The sequence below is a fragment of the Microcoleus sp. B3-D2 genome, from assembly GCF_036705345.1.
GTDB lineage: Bacteria > Cyanobacteriota > Cyanobacteriia > Cyanobacteriales > Microcoleaceae > Microcoleus.
Window position 1 is genome coordinate 90,648 of the sequence record NZ_JAUBUG010000003.1, and the last position, 17,629, is coordinate 108,276.

The following is a 17,629-nucleotide window of genomic DNA, read 5'->3' on the forward strand; positions in this document are numbered from 1 at the left end:
TGACTACACTACTTCTTTCAGATTAAATGCAGCTTCTGTGAGTTGTTGAGTACCGATTTTAACTTGAGTAATGCCGCTGACTGTTTGAGACGCGGATTCCTTCATAGAACTCATGGCATCACCTACTTGCTGAATTGCGATCGCCTGCTGTTTAACATTAAATGAAATTTGCTGGTTGCTAGCAAACACCAGATTGCAAGCTTCCCTCACACCCGTAAAAGCTTCTGCCGTATCTTGTGCTGTTTTCACCCCTTCTGCAACCGTTTTGCGACTATCTTCAGTTGCTTTCACCGTTGAGTCGATCGCGCCCTTAATTTCTGGAATAATACCATTAATCTTTTGTGCTGCTTGTTGGCTTTCATCTGCTAACTTACGAATTTCGCTTGCTACCACCGCAAAACCTTTACCGTACTCGCCGGCTCTGACTGCTTCCACAGCGGCGTTGAGAGCCAGCATATTAGTTTGGCTGGCTAAATCGCTAACCAAACTTGCGAGAGTCGATATATTGCCAATCTGACTCGTGCTGTCATCGAGTCGATGATTTTGCTTAGAAATTGCCACCACAGCTTCTCTAAGATTCAGCATTTGATTGAGAGTTTGAGCTACCTTTTTAGTACCTTCTTCGGCTAGACTTAAAGCTTGGCGAGCGGCAATGGCAACAGACTCAGCTTGCTCGGCTGTTTGCTGAGAATATCTGCCCAAATTTTCTAGAGTTATAGTTGTTTGATTAACCGAGACAAATTGCCTATTTGCTATTTGCTCTTGTCTGTTCATATTTGATTCTATTTGCATTGAAAATGACGATATTTGGTAAATCAACACCCGAATCAGAGCAACAATTTTTTGCAAAAAAAACCATCCAAATCCCAGCACCACCGCCAGGGAAACAATAGCAATAAACCCAGCTATTTTTTGAAGAGAATCGATCGAATAAAATAGCATTTTTTTGGGTGAAGTATCCACTATTACTAAAAATTTGTTTGTATTTTCTTTGCTGGGAAAAACTGTATTATAGCTAATCACTAGATCCTTATCATCAATATTTCCCTGCTCCCCTGAGAGTATTTTAGCAACAATGTCTCCTGAATAATCATTTTGGACATTTTCCTTAGTTTGGAGTTCAAATCCCCATGCTTTTTTAGAATTGGGATGAGCCAGATAATACCCATCTTGATTTAAGATAAAAGATTGGTCTGATAGTTCAGGATTGAAATTTTTAACCATATCGATCAGAGTGCTACCCAGAGCATTCGTAATTAAAAAGCCTTGTCTTTCTCCTTTGGGATCAAAAATTGGAGTTGCGTAGCGAATTGTTGGCTTGTAAGGAATTTCTATTTTCCCCCTTTCCTTATTCAGATTTAAGGAAGACACATAGACTTCTCCTGGTTTTAGCTTCATAGTTGCCGAAAAATAATCTGTGTCTGCTTTATTTTGTAGTTGAGAATCTGGAATAACTTGGATATTTGTGCCGTCAGAATCTACGCGAACGATCTCCTTACCGGTGTTATCTATATAACGCAATTGCATATAATATGGCTTGGCTTCCATCATGGAGAAAAATGTGAGTTGCATTCGAGAAAGCCAATCTTTATAAGTTGAATTAGTCTGTTTGTCTACTCCATTTCCTTCTCTCGCTCTAATCAGTCCCTGAACAGGGGGAGTTTTGCGGAGAAACAAAATATCGGCTCTCAAATTTTCAAATTTGTTAATCATTTGAGTAGCGGTAGAATTAACACTGTCACTAAGGCTTATTAATGCTAATTTTTGCAGGGCTTCTGTTGAAGAAGAAATTCCATACCAACCCACAATAGATACTGGAATCAAGGTACTTAAAATTAGGAGCAGCAACAGTCGATGCTGCATTTTTTGGAAAAATTTGTTAATCATTGGTTACTGGGAATCGGTTACTGGTAACTTGTACGCTCGCATAGTATAAGTATAGGGAATTGGAAAATTGTACGCTCGCGTAGCCGAAGTATAGGGAATTGGAAATTGCTAGTAAATAAAAAATAACAACTCCCTAATAATAACTCACAACTCACTACACGGCTGATTTGAGATTAGGTTTTTATTATTTGCCCACAAACAAGTTATTACTCCCGTTAATATCGCTGGAATTGTAGCGAGGTCGATCGCCAAAGCAATTGCTTTAATTATTAAGGATAGATTTGGCATTTTTGGGTAACTACTCATAATTCATCGATCTCCTACAAAACTGCTTTCAAATCTAAGGCTGCTTCATTCAATTTTTGAGTACCGACTTTAGTTTGACTGATACCGCAAGCGGTTTGGGCTGCGGCTTGATTGAGAGAGTTCATAGCTTGCACTACCTGTTCGATCGCGATCGATTGCTGTTTGGCATTCAGCGAAATTTGCTGAGAGCTCAAAACCACATTGTTAATGGCATTGGCAACTCCTGCAAATGCTGCTGCGGTTTCTGAGGCAATACTCACGCCCGATTCCACTGTTTTAGTTCCTTCGTCTGTCACCATTACCGTTGAGTTAATCGCCTTTTGAATATCAGCAACTAATAGATTAATTTGCGCTCCTGATTTTTTACTGCGATCGGCAAGTTTGCGAATTTCTGACGCCACCACGCCAAACCCCTTGCCGTGTTCTCCCGCCCGCACTGCCTCAACAGCAGCATTGAGTGCTAACATATTAGTTTGATTGGCCAAATCGCTAACTACAGTTGAGATATTACCAATGTGATCTGTTTGTTCGCTCAACTCTATAATTTGTCCTTGGATATCCTGAACTTTAGTTTTCAGAGTTGCCATTGCTTCTAAAGTTTGTTCTACAGCTTTTGTGCCACCTCCAGCTAAATTCAAAGCTTGCATTGCTTGAACCACCGCTGTTTCTATCTGCTGTGATGTCGCCCTGGAAGATGCTCCCAATTCGTCCATTGTAGTAGTAGTTTGATTTACTGAAGCTGCTTGCTGACTTGCCATCCGTTCCTGTTCTTCCACTGTGGCTGCAATCTCAGTGGAAGAAGTGGCGATCGAGCTAATTGCCCGATCGATAGTTTGGGCAATTCCTGACGAAATGAGCCAAGCTATAACTGCACCTAACACCAATAAACACACGGAACCAAATACCAATGCCGAGAGCAAGAAAAATAAAGATTGCTTCGTTCTTTCTGTAGCTTGATTAATGGCTTTTACTTCTGTTTCACGAAATTGCTTATTTATTGCTACAAATTCCTCCACAAATTTTGTCTGTTTTCCGGTGTTAAATATAGCCAATGCTTCGGCTTTCTTATTTTGTTGTACTAAAACAACTATTTGGTTAGAACCATTATAATATTCTTGGCAGAGATCTAACATCCTGTCTAAACGACTTCTCTGTTCAGGATTTTCGATTTTCAAATCCGCAGTCTTACCCGACTTAAGAGCTAATTCTCTCCCTGCTTGAAAATCCTTTAAAAACTTCGGATTTTTATTAATGAAATACCCCCGCATTCCCCGTACCATTTGTTCAGCACCTGTGGACATATCATTTGCGTATCTGATAACATTTTCGATCCTTTCTACTTCTTGAAAATTATTCAATACCTGATTAGTAGTTGTATAAACTAGCAGAGGAAAACCCAAGTATATAGTTGCCGGTGCTACATAGGCAAGCAGCATTCTATTTCTAATATTTAATTTGAGCAACTTAGAAAACATATTTTTCTCCTTAATTTAAGCACGTGCACACACGAATTAGATTGCTTAGTCAAATCTCGCTTGCAAAGCGGATTTGGTATAACTCAATACGCTTGGGTTAAAACTATTTATTCCTCAGAGATCCCCGTCGCATCCCCCGCATCGTTGCGAGGACTTTGAGTAAGTTCTTGTCCCCGCCTTGAGAAGGGGGGCTAGGGGGGAGCGAGCTTAACTCAACCGTATTGTGGTATAACTAACTTCTTTAGTCCTGGACGCATTTCAAGATAATTCTCTCATGCTAAGTCCCGCTGGTTACCAGTCCTGATCTCTGCGTTGGATCGGGATTGCGAAGGAAATGAAGTATCAAGCAAGATGCTTCACTTGACTCATGCCACATATGCTTTGCGTAAGTCCTGTTCTTGATTCAAACCTCTTCATCAACAACTACTCCTCCTTTTGTCAGCAGTTTTTGCAAGTTCAGAATAGCCATCATTTTTTCCCCGTAAATAGCTGTCCCCCGTAGATATTCGCGGTTGGCAGAATGCAGTGCTGCCGGAACAGCCGCCATTTCCGACACATTTAAGTATATAATATCTAATATTTCGTCAACAACTATACCAGCGACCACATCCGCCACTTCAACAAGGATCGCCTTAGAGAGATAATTTGCAGTCTCCAACATATTTAAAGACATATTTAAAACACTGCGAATATCAATTAGCGTCACAATTTCTCCCCGTAAATTTATATTTCCCACTATGCGATCGGGAGTGCAAGGAACCGGAGTTACTTGGCTAATATCCGTAAATTCGCGCACTAGATCTAAATGAATACCAAAGTATTCGCCATTCAAAACAAACACCGCCAGGGACATATTAATTGCAGCATCATTTTCCCCCTCGCCTTGCAGCCTCAAATTATTAGCCCGCGATTTAAAAATTGCCTTTTCTTCCGGCGTAGCCTGCGGACAAAAAACTTGACGCTTGCTCAAAATTTTAGGATTTTTGCCTAACAATTTTGCACTTATTTGCCACTGTAAATTCTCCGTCTCTGCCTCACCTGCTGCTGCTTCACTACCTGCATTGCTTGGAGAAACAGGCCAGCTTTTCTCTGATTTTTCTGGAGAAGATCGAATTAAGCGATCGAGATTCAGCAGCATGATAATATCGGCTTCGCAGCGGGCAAATCCAGCGACAAAATGATGAGAGGCTTCTGAATTGTCTCGCCCGTAAGATAGCTGCGGAGTGATGGCATCTTCTGAGAGTTCTCTAACTTCGCGAACTTGATTGACAATTATACCGACTTTCGATTCTTGCCACTCGATGACGATCGTACTATCTGTCACAGAATACTCCTGCCAAGCGTATCCAAAACGGAGATTCAGATCCATCACGGGCAGAATTTCGCCCCGAAGGTCGATCGCCCCAACAATATCTGGAGGTGCTTCTGCAATTGCTGTCAACTCCGGCAGAAAGAAAATTTCCCGAACATAACAGGCTTCTATACCGCAGAGAAAACCGTTCTGTTCAAAGATAAGATACGGTTTAGTGTCCATATTTTAGTGTACAGTTTCTTTACTGTATAATCTTAACAATTTTTTTTTTACATTCATCAGCACTTGACTAGCTGTCATTTTCCCCTGTGAATCTATGGGAGTGTTTGGCGGTAGTGCTTTCAGGATTTCACACGATGAATTGTACATTTTAAGAGCTCTTTTTACTTGACCTTCTTTATTGTATATATTCCCTAGTTCTATATAAGCTGCCACAAAAGAGGGACACATATAAATAGTCCTCTTTAATAAATTCTTTGCTGTTTCCAGTTGCCCCTGTTCTTCAGCAATTTGAGCTTGTAAATAATCAGTATATACTGATCCCGGCTCTACTTTTCTAGCTCTATTACAGTATTCTATTGCCTGAGAATAATTGCCGGCATTTGCCTGAACTTGAGCGATTAAAAAATAAGCATCAAAATTATGCCCCTGCAAGTCTATTGCCTCTTGTGCCTTGTTGATGGCCTCAGCATAAGCTTGATTTTTAAATAATTGTTTAGCCTCTAAAATTAGCATTTGAGGCGTTTTAGTTTGAGTATTTTCTGCTATTATTTTTTCTGTAACTGACACGGCATTGTTCGGCCAACCTTCCTCCAGATAGGGAGAGGGTAACATCTTCCCCAGCGGATTACTTATGTTTAATACGGGCGGCATCTCTATCTCTGGAAAATTGCTGTTAGTAGTAAAACGAGGTGGCATCGTTTCCCCTGTTAGCAACTCACCACTATCATCGCCCATAGTATCTGCTTTGGGCAATTCCCGAAATGCCGAGTTGGCTTCCCCTACCGTCGCAACCCTAGACTCTATTTGAGAGCCTTCCTCCATTACTGCATCCCGACGCTGATAAACCACCGACTCCGGGAAAATCTTGGGTTCAAACTCGTTCATAATTTGACCGTAAACTTCAGCGTGACCGGTCATTAAATATCCTCCAGGTCTCAGGGTATTGGCAAATTTTTTCAGTACCAGTGAAATATACTTATGTTCAAAATACACAAAAACGTTTCTACACAAAATTAAGTCTATGTTATAAAGATTTTGGTAAATATTAGGAAACTCATCTGTGATTAAATTTACACAGCTAAAGGTTACACTTTCGCGCAATTCTTGATTAATTTCCCAATCATTTTGTCTCGGATGAAAATACTGCTTTTGTATCTGCGGTTCCACCAAGCGAAAGGACCAATGACTGTAAACTCCCTGGGGCGCTTTTTTGATTACTTTTTCATTGATATCTGTACCTAAAATTAATATTTTCCATTGTTCCCAATCGGGAATCAATTGTTTTAAAACAATAGCTAAAGAATAAGGTTCTTCACCGGTGGAGCAGCCCGCACTCCAGATTCGCAGTGTGGGCTGCATTCCCAATGTCTTGTGCAAGTTTCTTTTGTGCTCGATCAATTCAGGAAGAATTACTTCTTTTAACAGAGAAAACTGTCCTTTATCTCGCATGAAATAACTTTCAATTGTTGTTAGTAGCAATACTAATTCTGACCATTCATTTTTACTTTCCAAATTTTTTGCAGTTAAAAGCTTATAATATTTTTCTGGTTCTGCGATTTTTTTGGCTCTCATTCGAGTCATAATTTTATGAGACAAACCAGCTCGATCTTGGGATCTAATTCGCACACCAATCTCAGTAGTAATTAAGTTGATAAATAGCTGAACTAGGGAATCATTCATGTCAACTTAGGGAGATTAATTTAATAATTTGGGAAGTGGCAACTTTTACTGAGCTGGTGGTGAGTTTGTGCTGAGGATAACCGATCGCCCGCAGCTCGTCCGTTCGCAAAGCCGAAGGGAGCCGAAGGGAAGTGCGTAGCTGAACTATTGAGAATTGGCTAACTTGTAAGCTCGTGTAGTCGAAGAAGTGGTAATTGGAAATTGGGGAATTGGGAATTAGAAATCGGGAATTTAGCCGATCGCATTAACAAGAACAGTGTCACACCAGATCATATCAGAAACTTGCCAGCTACTCAAAAGAAAAAGGCAAAAGGTAAAAGACACAAGCCAGGAAAAAATTATCCCTTCTGCCTTCTAACTTCTGCCTTCAAAGGCACTAATCTCCAACTTTAAGCTGGATATATCCGCAAGCGACGATTGGGTTCTTCCCCAAAACTGTGGGACTTCAGGTGATAGTGTTCCACAAGTTCGTGCTGCATTTTGCGGACGTTGGGAGAACGGGGCAGGAGTTCCACCGGCTGTCCCTTCGGAATGACAATTTGCTCGACTGCTAAGCGCGTTTCTTCCAAAGCTTCGAGCTCGTCAGAAGAACCGCTGCGGGCGAATAAGGCGAGGTCTGCCACTTCCGGGGTACCTGGGTCATCCATGTCCAACAGGCGCCGCAAAGCTCTGGCTACGTGGGGAATAGTGGCGGCCTTAATTGTGTGCACGGGTACTTGGCGAGTTTTGGCCAAGTGCCTCAATTTCGACTGGTTCCGAACGTTCGATCGCAAAGCCACAACCACGTCAGCACTCTCAATATCCTTCGTCAGCAGAACCGGCAGGTTCAGCGTCGAAATCACCTGTTCGAGCTGGTGGCGAGGTATACCGTAAGGATAAACGTGGAGGGGCAAATCTTCGCCGTTAGGGCCGACATTATGGGAATAGCGTCCGGCCTTGGGTACCGGTTCGACGGACAGGGATTCTTCGAGCAGTTGCTCGAAATACCGAGTCTCAGAAACTGGCGCGCTCTTAGCAGCTAAGTTCTCGTTGGGAGCGGGCATCGGCACCATTTTGCCAGCACTCCGCCACCCTGAGATCGGTGTGACGGGCCGGATTGCCGATACAGCAGCCGGGCCGCTGGAAGCTGCCATCCCCGGAAAGCGGGCGGGGGGAGCGGCTGACTCGCGCTCGATAATGATTTCTCCAGTCTCGCTGACGCTTCTGATTTGCTGGTGCGGTTCGCGTCCCCGCAGCAAAGTGTCGATCGCATCTGCAACTCGCTCGTGGATTACCCAGCGCTCGCGTTCGAGCATTTCGATGGCTATTTCAAAAGTTGGCGGTGCTTTGCGCTCCAAAACCGTCTTTTGAGAACCGCGCCGTCTTGCTTCGTCATCTCCCAGCGTCACCGCTTGGATGCCCCCAATTAAATCTGCCAGAGTCGGGTTTTTCATCAAGTTTTCGATCCGGTTCCCGTGGGCGGTACCGACCAACTGCACGCCCCTTTCGGCGATCGTCCGAGCAGCCAAAGCTTCGAGTTCCGTACCGATTTCGTCAATCACGATCACTTGCGGCATATGGTTTTCCACTGCTTCGATCATGACTTGGTGCTGGAGTTCGGGACGGGAAACTTGCATTCTGCGAGCTCTGCCGATCGCTGGGTGGGGAATATCTCCATCTCCGGCAATTTCGTTGGAGGTGTCGATGATTACCACCCGTTTTTCCAAGTCATCGGCGAGCACGCGGGCAATTTCGCGCAGGGCCGTGGTTTTGCCAACTCCGGGGCGACCGAGCATCAAAATTGACTGACCGGTTTCCACCAAATCGCGGATAATGCCGATCGTCCCGAACACAGCGCGGCCCACCCTCAAAGTCAAGCCGATAATCTCGCCGCTGCGGTTGCGTATGGCGCTAATTCGGTGCAGGGTTTGCTCGATACCGGCTCGGTTGTCGCCACCGAAGTGGCCGACTCGTTCGATGCAATAGTTGAGGTGTGCCTTGGAAACCGGCGTTTGGGAAAGAGGTTCGGCCAAGGATGGAAAACGAGCTTCTGGTTGGCGGCCCAAATCCATGACAATCTCAATGAGATTGTTGCGCTGCGGGTGCTGCTCTAAGGGCTGCCGGATCTCATCTGGCACGATGTCTAATAATCTGTTGAGGTCGTCTGTAATCTGCATTCGCCTCGATGTGTTCGGTGACGTTTTCAACTTTTTAGTCAGTTGTCAGTTGTCAGTTGTCAGTTGCCAGTTGTTTTTTACTTGTAACTAATGACTTCTGACTAATGACTCATGACTAATGACTAAATTTCTTTGAGCTGGGAAACTAGAGAACAAGCTAAACTCACGGCCTCCGAGAGAAGTTCTGGGACGGCTTCGAGCTGAGGTAGCCGAGATGTTTGAACTCCGGCTCCTGGCCGCGCGACTGCCACCGGAACGGCATAGGCTCGATCGGTCTGCATTGTTTCTAACTGTTCTAAAATTGGCGATAGCAAAACCCTGGCATAGCTGCCGTAAGCTACACCTGCAATGTATGGGACAGGGGGAACTGACAAATTTTTCCCGCCCTCCTTCATCAGCCCGTCGGCTCTCAGCTTGCTGACAGTGTGAGCATTAGTGCCGCCTGCAAGTTGCACGTATCCCGGCAACTGGGCAGCCAAAACTTTTTGACCGAGTTTGACCGCGGCTCTGGTAGTTCCTGTTCCGATATCTCCGCTCATTGGCCTACCGTCGGTTTGCCAAATTAGGGGACAAGGAAGGGGGGAAATTATTTGATACAGTGTCCGCAAATAATCAATCAAACCGTCTCCATCGGGGCAACTAATTGCTATTACCTTGAGTTGACCGACCCAGGGAGCTATACTCGACCAAAGTCGCGCAAAATCTGCCTCTCTGCCTACTTGCGTGTGGATTTCTAGGGCGTCGGCACCGGATTGCAAGATTAAAGGTGCGATCGCGGCGGGAGCAGACACGTAAGAACGAGTGTAAATCAGTTGGCTCGGACAAATCGGCAGACAGCGACCGCAGCCATAGCACTGCTGGTCTATCACCCCGGAAAAACCACTGCCAGCACTCTGAAAAACTATTGCTTCGGCTGGACATATTTTTTCGCAAGGCCGCCAGCAGTCCGCCGGACAATCGGCTGGGTTGAATTCGGCTTTGCGAAAATGCGGGTCTTCCCCATCGTTTAAACTCACCATCAGCAACGGCAACCCTTTGCCGCCAAACCTGCGGTTTTGAGTTCTTGCCTGTAATTCGCTGGCCACTTGTAGGGCTTCTTTCGCTGCGGCGACGGCGGCGGGATCGGCCGCGACATCGATACAGTCAGCGCCTGCTAAGGTGTAAGCCAAGGTGAGATTCCGTACAGCAGGCAGGTGTTGAAAGCTCGCCCCACAGATCAGCTTGAACCAATGGCCATCTTTTAATGAGTTTAGGGGATGATAATGTTCTGTCACCCTTATATGCTAATCCTTTGAGCTGAAAATTACTATGTGGAAATTTCTACTTAATTTTAAAATTTAGGCTGATAGGAGCTGGAAACGCTACTGATAGCAGTAGCTCTGGTGCTGTTGGCCCTATATGTAGAGTTCGGAGGTAACTATTTTTGAGAAATCTAATTTTTTTGAGAGTGCCTAACGATGAGGCGATTTTTAACTTTGCCGATCGGCTTTAGTTACGGACAGACTCTCTATCCTATCATACTTGGGTCGATTAGGCAAGATAAAAGTAAAGTAGAGATTTTTTTTGAAGTGACCGTGCAGTGGCACTAGCTATAAAGTTTGATCGAGTATTGAAACCCATCGACCAACCGCAGATGAACATTCTCCTCCCTGACTCGAAGCTAAATTCATCTGGGTTAATTTGCGATTGGTCGAGCTCTACTACTTGCTCAGCCGCTTGTAAACCGTAGCCAAAGCATGGCTATCCCCCACATTTCCCGGAAACAAAACCACTGGCAAATTGGGAAACAGAGGATGATCGGCATCGGTTTTCACCACCGAACAACCGGCAATAATTTGACCGATTTGCCTGACACTTTTCAGCGACAAACCTGTACTCAAAACATCATTAGAAGTAATGCCGCCCTTGCTAATCAAAAATCCGATATCTGCAGGCAGTCCCCGCACGATATCCATCAATAAAGCAGAAACCGCCTCTCCAAATTTTAACCTAATTTCTGCATTGTCAAATTCGAGTTCCTTGCGGCTGGTATAAATTACAGGCGTTTTGCCATCGGCATGAGAATTGCGGACTTTTTCGAGAATTTCATCGAGCAGTTGGGTGCGATACTCGGGTGAATCTTCTAGCAAGTGAGATACATCTATTTCAATGCTAACTATATTGGGTTCTTTTAACAAGCGCTCCAATTGGTCCGTAGTTTTCTTAACGTGGGAACCAACTATTACTGCACCCGGTTTGCCATCCCTCACATATTTTGCCATTTCGTCGGCTGCTACTGGCTGTGGGCCGAGGTCAGCTAAGGATGTTAAAATGCTCGCTGCACTGCGGAATAAAAACTTTTTGCCTTGACTGACTGCATTGAGAATGTGTTTGGCAAATGTGTCTAAATCGCCTTGGCTTTGGCCGTCAACAACTGCACATTGGTTGTCTGTCATGTCCATCAGTCGATCTAAACTTCCGTAGCGAATGTCTCCGAGTAAAATGCGATCGACTGCATCAGCGGGGATGCGACCTTTGGTTTTTTCTTCTACATAGTCTGGCAGGTAACTGTGACTGTACCCGAAGACTGAATCTTTGGCAAATTCAGTTTCGTGTACTGGTGTCGGGACACTGTTAACTACTAGGTAGTGCACGCTGTGGCGGGTAATTCTGCCTCCTTCAAAAAAGGCGGGAATCAGAAAATGAGCGTCGAAGGGGCCGAGTTCTTCGGCGATCGCGTCGGTTTCGATGGGATAGTGGCCGCGCAGGGTAGAATCGGAACGGCTAACTATTAGGAAGTCTTCGATTTTTTCGCTGGCGATCGCCCTTTTTAGATTTTGGCACACTTCGCGGGTGACGGAGGCTGCTTTTTCGGGAGTTAGCGATCGAGTATTTGTCAGTATGAAGAAAATCGGGCACTTGTCCCGCAGCCCCAAACGCAGGGTGTCTTCGTCCCAACGTGTCAGCAGCAAGCAACTGTGCACGGTTTGAGAACCAGTCGGATCGTCGTCGAGAACTATAATCTTGGGTTTAACAGAAGACATACTGACCTGGTTGTTAACGTCACCTTTCCAAGATATCCTTACCTGTTACGTAACAGTAAAAAATTTACAATAGTTATGATATTTTTTCACAATTCTCATAACTTATAATTGGGAGAATGTGTTTGAGTTAGAGCGGTTCAGTAAGCTGCATATTGCTACTGGGTAAGAGGCGCACGCAGCCGTGTACGCTACTAAGTTTTGCCATTTTTAAAACTAGCATCGTTTCGCTCTTGCAACTTTTTCATTTCTGCTTGAACTCCGACGGCTACCTGCAAAGCTTCGTTGAGCAATCGTCCTTGTTCGCTGGCTCGATCGCTAATTTGCAGGGCATTCAATTTTTTTAAGTTATTGGTAAACAATTCGGAGTTAGTAGCGACAAATTTTTTGTTTTCCCTAAGAATTCTTTCAGTTTTCAAAGCTCGAACTAAATCGTCTCTGATTAGCTGCAAAGCTTGAATTACTTTTGCGCGATCGCCGATTTTGACTTTCGCATTGCCAGCATCTTCTATCTTGTCATTAATTTCAATCGCTTTGATTATACCATTATAGCGCTCCACATCATCAAAAAGATTGATTAAATGTTGGTTTTGCTGGCTGCACCGAATTTTCCAGGCATCCTCAAAGATTAAACCAACTATCGCAGCGAAGTGAAGGGCGAACCACAACAAATAAGCTCTAGGAAATATCGCAACCAGCAGCCAACAACTGATGAGAACCAAAACAATTAAACCGACTGTTTTCAAAGCTTCGCGGGCAAACTTAGTCGCTGTCGCCGGCCGGTATACGCGATCGGGCCCTGCGCCGGTGAGGTGCTTGAGCTCACCGAGAGTAATTTCTAATCCCTGAATGTCAGCTCGCATAAATCTTTACAAATATATGTTAATTATAAAGTTTTGTAGTAGAACAAGGGGCTCGTCTACAATAAACCTAACACTTTTTTCACCCAACCCTGCACTATGTCCGCACGTCCTATATACCTCGACAATCACGCCACAACCCCCGTAGATCCACGGGTACTTGATGCGATGATGCCGTATTTCACCGAACAGTTCGGCAACGCAGCCAGCATAAACCACGTCTACGGCTGGGAAGCAGAAGCAGCGGTAAAACAGTCACGACAAATCATAGCCGAAGCGATCAACGCCTCCCCAGAAGAAATTGTTTTTACCAGCGGCGCCAGCGAAGCAAATAACTTAGCGATTAAAGGCATCGCTGAAGCTTATTTCAGTAAAGGAAAGCACATTATCACAGTAAAAACCGAACACAATGCAATTCTCGACCCCTGTACCTATTTGCAAAAATTGGGGTTTGACATTACTGTTTTACCGGTGAAAAGCGACGGGCTGATTGATATAGGGGATTTGATCAAAGCGATTCGGGCAGAGACAATTTTAGTTTCAGTGATGACGGCTAACAACGAAATTGGCGTCATCCAGCAGATCGCAGAAATTGCAGCAATTTGTCGCGGAAATGACATTCTTTTTCACACAGATGCGGCACAGGCGATAGGCAAAATTCCCCTCGACGTAGAGGAGATGAATATCGATCTAATGTCCTTGACAGCCCACAAAATCTACGGGCCAAAAGGGATCGGTGCTCTCTACGTGCGCCGCAACAAACCAAGAGTGCAGCTAGCGCCGCAGATGCACGGAGGAGGCCACGAACGGGGAATGCGATCGGGTACTCTCTACCCACCGCAAATAGTTGGGTTTGCCAAAGCAGTAGAATTGGCAATTGCAGAAATGCCGTCGGAAACAGAACGAGTGGTTAATTTGCGGCAGCGTTTGTGGGAAAATTTGAGTGAGTTGGGCGATGTTTTTCTCAACGGTCACGCTACGAAGAGATTGCCGGGGAATCTCAATATTAGTGTAGCCGGGGTTGACGGTCAAGCGTTGATGTTGGGTTTGCAACCGGCGGCGGCAGTTTCTTCGGGATCTGCTTGCACTTCCGCAAAAATATCGCCATCTCATGTTTTAGCAGCGATCGGGCGATCCGACAAATTAGCTTATGCTTCAATTCGGTTTGGTATTGGCCGGTTCAATACCGAAGCAGAAATAGATGCAGTCGCCGAACACGCGATCGCAACTATTCAATCTCTCCGACAAGCTCAAAAAGTCAATCAATTTTAGATTTTAGATTGGAGAATTGAAGATTAGGAAGTAGTTTTGAGTTTAGAGTTTTAAATGATTTAACTTAAAACTCTAAACTTTTCCTTTTTTTATCACGGAGTACAATTGGGATCAACCCCTTACTTAGAACCAAACACCTCGCGCACCCGATAAATCGGTTTCCCCTGCGACTCGTGATAAGTCCGCATCATCACTTCCGCCAGCAAACCAAAACAAAATAACTGCACGCCACTCAACAGCAAAACCACAGCCAAAATCAGCAAAGGACGATTGCCAATACTTTGACCAAAAGCAAATTTTAAGACGGTCAAATAAATCCCTAAAACCGTTCCTAACGTCATAGAACTCAGTCCCAACAGTCCAAAAACGTGCATCGGTCGAGTCAGGAACTTTTTCATAAAAGAAATAGTTAACAAATCCATCAACACCCGAAAAGTCCGCCAAATTCCGTACTTACTTTGACCGAAACGGCGGGCGTGGTGTCGCACAGGCAGTTCTGCAATTCTCGCCCCTTCAATAAACGCCAAAGCAGGCAAAAAGCGGTGCAATTCCCCGTACAGATTCAAGTCTGCTACCAACTCGGATTTATAAGCTTTCAAAGAACAGCCGTAGTCATGCAAAGTTACGCCTGTAACGCGACCAATTAACCAGTTAGCAATTTTAGAAGGAATCAACCGGCTAATAGTATTGTCTTGCCTATTTTTCCGCCAGCCGCTAACTAAATCGTAGCCTTCATTTAACTTTGACAACAATAGCGGAATATCAGCAGGGTCATTTTGCAAATCGCCGTCTAGGGTAACAATAGCACGGCCGCGAGCGCGATCGAAACCTGCCGACATGGCAGCAGTTTGCCCGTAATTGCGGCGCAAAATTACAGCACAAAGGTCATCGCGAGTGCTGGCTAACTGCTGGAGAAGTTCAGCAGAACCGTCCTTAGAACCGTCATCTACACAAATAATTTGATAGCTGAGTCCAGATGGTTGGATAGAAGAGGCGATCGCCTCAATCAAATGAGGCAAACTTTCCACCTCATTATACACCGGCACCACCACTGAAACGTCGAGAACAACCTCAGCGCCAGCCTGCTGTGCAGCCAATTTTTCCCAAAATAATGCAGGGTCCATTTATTTATTCGATAACATCAGTAATCATTGGTCATCGATCATTAGTCATTAGTTAACAGTCAACCGTCAACCGTTAACCGTTAACAACTAATGAGGTTGATAACTTGCCACAACTTTACCATATCCCCGCAATTGCTGGTAATAAGCTTGACTGACTAGATCGCCATCGTCCGACAAAACATCGATACCGATACCGTTGCGACCTTGTGCTTTTCCAGAACTGTGAATGTAGCGATTATCTCCGAGATACAATCCTACATGAGTTGCTTTGTCCGGCGTACCAAAAAATACTAAATCCCCCGGTTCTAAAGCACTGATACTAACAGGTTTAGTAAAAGCTTCCTGCTGATAAGCATCCCTCGGCAACCAGATGCCTGCAGCCACAAAAGCCGCTTGCATCAAGCCCGAACAATCATAATTCGGCCCGACTGTGCCACCCCAAAGATAATAATTGGATTGGTTCATAGCCTCACGAGCGAAAGTAATTACTATTGGTAATTTTTCCTTGATTTCCGCCTCAGAAAGCACCAGAGGATGATACACTGTTTCTGTCTGGTCGAGCAACTCAACATCTCGAATATCCAGCCATCCCGGATAATCATCTTCGCACAGTCGCACCATCACAGCCGTTGTATCCCCCTCAACAACCGAGTCTATGCCATTTCTCCCCCCCTTCATAAGCTGGGGGGGGTCAACTACTCGCAAATGTCGCCCCAGCGCTGCTTGAGTTGCCAATCGATCGCACTTTGGGGAATCGTAAATATTTATGTGCGATCGGGTTCGGTACTCCACAACATCAGATAATTGATAATTGGCCATTGCTAATTGCTCATTGTTTGCTGTTAATTGTTCGCATTTCTTGTTCGCATTTAACGATAGATTGCCATTAGCTGCTAGCCTTTAACCGTTAAGCGTCAGCCATTAACCATGACATTTTTTCACCAAGACGAACAATTAGAAACCCTCGGCAGTAGCATTATAGACTCCGCATTGTCAGAATTTACAGGATTAAGTGGCGATCGTACAGCCATTACCTGGATAGTCTACGATCCGCCGGTGCGAGTCAATACAGGCGGCGCCCTGAGTCCAGAAGAATTTTGGAAATATCAACCCCGAGGTTTTAGCGCTAGAGCTTCCGAACGAATTTATCCCGCCAGCATCGTTAAATTATTCTACCTCGTTGCCATCTGGGAATGGGCGCAAAAAGGCATGATTAAAACATCGCCAGAATTAGAACGCGCCGTCCGAGATATGATAGTTGATTCCAGCAACGACGCCACCAGTTTAGTAGTAGATGCCCTCACCGGCACCACCAGCGGCCCAGAATTATCACCCGCGCCCTTTGAAACTTGGAAACAGCAGCGAAACATCGTCAACCGTTACTTTCAATCATTGGATTGGCCGGAATTACAAAATATTAACGCCAATCAAAAAACCTGGTGTGACGGCCCCTACGGTCGCGAGCGAGCATTTCTGGGAGAATTAATGGAAAATAGAAATATGCTGACCACAAATGCAGCGGCGCGTTTGCTGCACAGTATAATCGGCGGCGTAGCTGTTTCTGCCCAAGCATCGCAAGAAATGATGGGTTTAATGAAACGCAGTTTAGACCCAGCAGAATTAGAGGCAGATCCCGAAAATCAAGTAACGGGTTTTTTAGGCGGGGGATTGCCAGAATCAGCAAAATTGTGGTCAAAAGCCGGACTGACAAGTCAAGTGCGTCACGATGCTGCTTATATTGAAATATCGGGTTTGCGGCCGTATTTGTTGGTTGTATTTACCGAAGGGAAAGAGAATAGCAAGAATGAAGAAATTTTACCTTTTATCTCGCGGCAAGTTGTCGAAGCGATGAAAGCTCTTAATTAGATGTAGTAGTTGATTATTGGGCTAGATGGATTTAAATACAGTATTAAAACTCGTAGGGACACGGCAATGCCGTGTCCCTACATACATCTCTAAGAGTACGTTTTAAACTTCAAGAGTTTTGTCTTGCAGCCCGGTAGCGAAACTGTAAGGGCGTGTCCCTGGGTTTCAACTTAACGCGAAAGACCGCCAAGGGTTTCAACTGCTGCCGGACTTAGGGTTCAAGGCGCTTGTTGACACATACGGACACGGAAATGCCGTTTCCCTACATATATCTCGAATAGAACGGAGAGGGAGGGATTTGAACCCTCGAAGGATGTTAACACCCTTAACAGATTAGCAATCTGCCGCTTTCGACCACTCAGCCACCTCTCCAAGATGACAGTAACTAACTATAGCACACACATCTTCTTTTTGCCAACCCCTAATTGAAAAATTCCTCAATCCCTTAC

At 44.8% G+C, this 17,629-nt stretch carries 12 protein-coding genes and 1 tRNA gene; 2 read left to right on the plus strand and 11 right to left on the minus strand.

Annotation, left to right across the window (positions count from 1 at the left end):
* Positions 1 to 3 precede the first annotated feature (3 nt).
* From QUB14_RS02065 to QUB14_RS02100, 8 genes are all read right to left on the minus strand, one after another.
* Entirely contained in the window at positions 4 to 1,887 is a 1,884-nt protein-coding gene (locus QUB14_RS02065; RefSeq protein WP_333214001.1) for a methyl-accepting chemotaxis protein, read from the minus strand.
* 320 nt (positions 1,888 to 2,207) lie between these two features.
* Entirely contained in the window at positions 2,208 to 3,668 is a 1,461-nt protein-coding gene (locus QUB14_RS02070; protein ID WP_333214003.1) for a methyl-accepting chemotaxis protein, read from the minus strand.
* A gap of 403 nt (positions 3,669 to 4,071) precedes the next feature.
* Entirely contained in the window at positions 4,072 to 5,202 is a 1,131-nt protein-coding gene (locus QUB14_RS02075; protein ID WP_333214005.1) for a chemotaxis protein CheW, read from the minus strand.
* A 3-nt stretch (positions 5,203 to 5,205) separates the two neighbouring features.
* Positions 5,206 to 6,882 carry a CheR family methyltransferase gene (locus QUB14_RS02080; RefSeq protein ID WP_333214007.1) on the minus strand — a complete coding sequence of 559 codons (1,677 nt, stop codon included), beginning with the start codon at positions 6,880 to 6,882 and terminating at the stop codon, positions 5,206 to 5,208.
* A 389-nt stretch (positions 6,883 to 7,271) separates the two neighbouring features.
* Positions 7,272 to 9,038 carry a R3H domain-containing nucleic acid-binding protein gene (locus tag QUB14_RS02085; RefSeq protein WP_333214009.1) on the minus strand — a complete coding sequence of 589 codons (1,767 nt, stop codon included), beginning with the start codon at positions 9,036 to 9,038 and terminating at the stop codon, positions 7,272 to 7,274.
* A gap of 122 nt (positions 9,039 to 9,160) precedes the next feature.
* Positions 9,161 to 10,312, minus strand: coding sequence for a circadian clock protein LdpA (gene ldpA, locus QUB14_RS02090; protein WP_333214011.1), 1,152 nt, complete (start codon positions 10,310 to 10,312; stop codon positions 9,161 to 9,163).
* A gap of 426 nt (positions 10,313 to 10,738) precedes the next feature.
* Positions 10,739 to 12,061, minus strand: a complete 1,323-nt coding sequence (locus QUB14_RS02095) for a four-carbon acid sugar kinase family protein (protein WP_333214013.1) — start codon at positions 12,059 to 12,061, stop codon at positions 10,739 to 10,741.
* Positions 12,062 to 12,252: 191 nt separating this feature from the next.
* Entirely contained in the window at positions 12,253 to 12,921 is a 669-nt protein-coding gene (locus tag QUB14_RS02100; protein WP_333214015.1) for a hypothetical protein, read from the minus strand.
* A 96-nt stretch (positions 12,922 to 13,017) separates the two neighbouring features.
* Between QUB14_RS02100 and QUB14_RS02105 the strand changes: the two genes are divergently transcribed.
* Positions 13,018 to 14,190, plus strand: a complete 1,173-nt coding sequence (locus QUB14_RS02105; protein WP_333214017.1) for an IscS subfamily cysteine desulfurase — start codon at positions 13,018 to 13,020, stop codon at positions 14,188 to 14,190.
* A gap of 119 nt (positions 14,191 to 14,309) precedes the next feature.
* On the opposite strand, the gene QUB14_RS02110 is transcribed toward QUB14_RS02105, so the two are convergent.
* Both QUB14_RS02110 and QUB14_RS02115 read right to left on the minus strand, forming a co-directional pair.
* On the minus strand, positions 14,310 to 15,314 hold the full coding sequence (locus tag QUB14_RS02110; protein WP_333214019.1) for a glycosyltransferase family 2 protein: 1,005 nt from the start codon (positions 15,312 to 15,314) through the stop codon (positions 14,310 to 14,312).
* An 87-nt stretch (positions 15,315 to 15,401) separates the two neighbouring features.
* Complete coding sequence (locus tag QUB14_RS02115; RefSeq protein ID WP_333214021.1) at positions 15,402 to 16,133, minus strand: C40 family peptidase; 732 nt, start codon at positions 16,131 to 16,133, stop codon at positions 15,402 to 15,404.
* Positions 16,134 to 16,241: 108 nt separating this feature from the next.
* On the opposite strand from QUB14_RS02115, the gene QUB14_RS02120 reads away from it, so the two are divergent.
* The gene (locus QUB14_RS02120) at positions 16,242 to 17,180 is read left to right on the plus strand and encodes a serine hydrolase (protein ID WP_333214023.1); all 939 of its coding nucleotides are present in this window, start codon (positions 16,242 to 16,244) and stop codon (positions 17,178 to 17,180) included.
* 283 nt (positions 17,181 to 17,463) lie between these two features.
* Here QUB14_RS02120 and QUB14_RS02125 read toward each other — a convergent pair.
* Positions 17,464 to 17,552: transfer RNA gene (locus tag QUB14_RS02125), tRNA-Ser, on the minus strand.
* Positions 17,553 to 17,629 lie beyond the last annotated feature (77 nt).

Excerpts from the sequence above, each read along its gene's own strand:
- QUB14_RS02105 (WP_333214017.1), top strand. The coding sequence starts at position 13,018 with ATGTCCGCACGTCCTATATACCTCGACAATCACGCCACAACCCCCGTA.
- QUB14_RS02080 (WP_333214007.1), bottom strand. The coding sequence starts at position 6,882 with ATGAATGATTCCCTAGTTCAGCTATTTATCAACTTAATTACTACTGAG.
- QUB14_RS02110 (WP_333214019.1), bottom strand. The coding sequence starts at position 15,314 with ATGGACCCTGCATTATTTTGGGAAAAATTGGCTGCACAGCAGGCTGGC.
- QUB14_RS02095 (WP_333214013.1), bottom strand. The coding sequence starts at position 12,061 with ATGTCTTCTGTTAAACCCAAGATTATAGTTCTCGACGACGATCCGACT.
- QUB14_RS02115 (WP_333214021.1), bottom strand. The coding sequence starts at position 16,133 with ATGGCCAATTATCAATTATCTGATGTTGTGGAGTACCGAACCCGATCG.
- QUB14_RS02075 (WP_333214005.1), bottom strand. The coding sequence starts at position 5,202 with ATGGACACTAAACCGTATCTTATCTTTGAACAGAACGGTTTTCTCTGC.
- QUB14_RS02065 (WP_333214001.1), bottom strand. The coding sequence starts at position 1,887 with ATGATTAACAAATTTTTCCAAAAAATGCAGCATCGACTGTTGCTGCTC.
- QUB14_RS02100 (WP_333214015.1), bottom strand. The coding sequence starts at position 12,921 with ATGCGAGCTGACATTCAGGGATTAGAAATTACTCTCGGTGAGCTCAAG.
- QUB14_RS02070 (WP_333214003.1), bottom strand. The coding sequence starts at position 3,668 with ATGTTTTCTAAGTTGCTCAAATTAAATATTAGAAATAGAATGCTGCTT.
- QUB14_RS02120 (WP_333214023.1), top strand. The coding sequence starts at position 16,242 with ATGACATTTTTTCACCAAGACGAACAATTAGAAACCCTCGGCAGTAGC.
- QUB14_RS02085 (WP_333214009.1), bottom strand. The coding sequence starts at position 9,038 with ATGCAGATTACAGACGACCTCAACAGATTATTAGACATCGTGCCAGAT.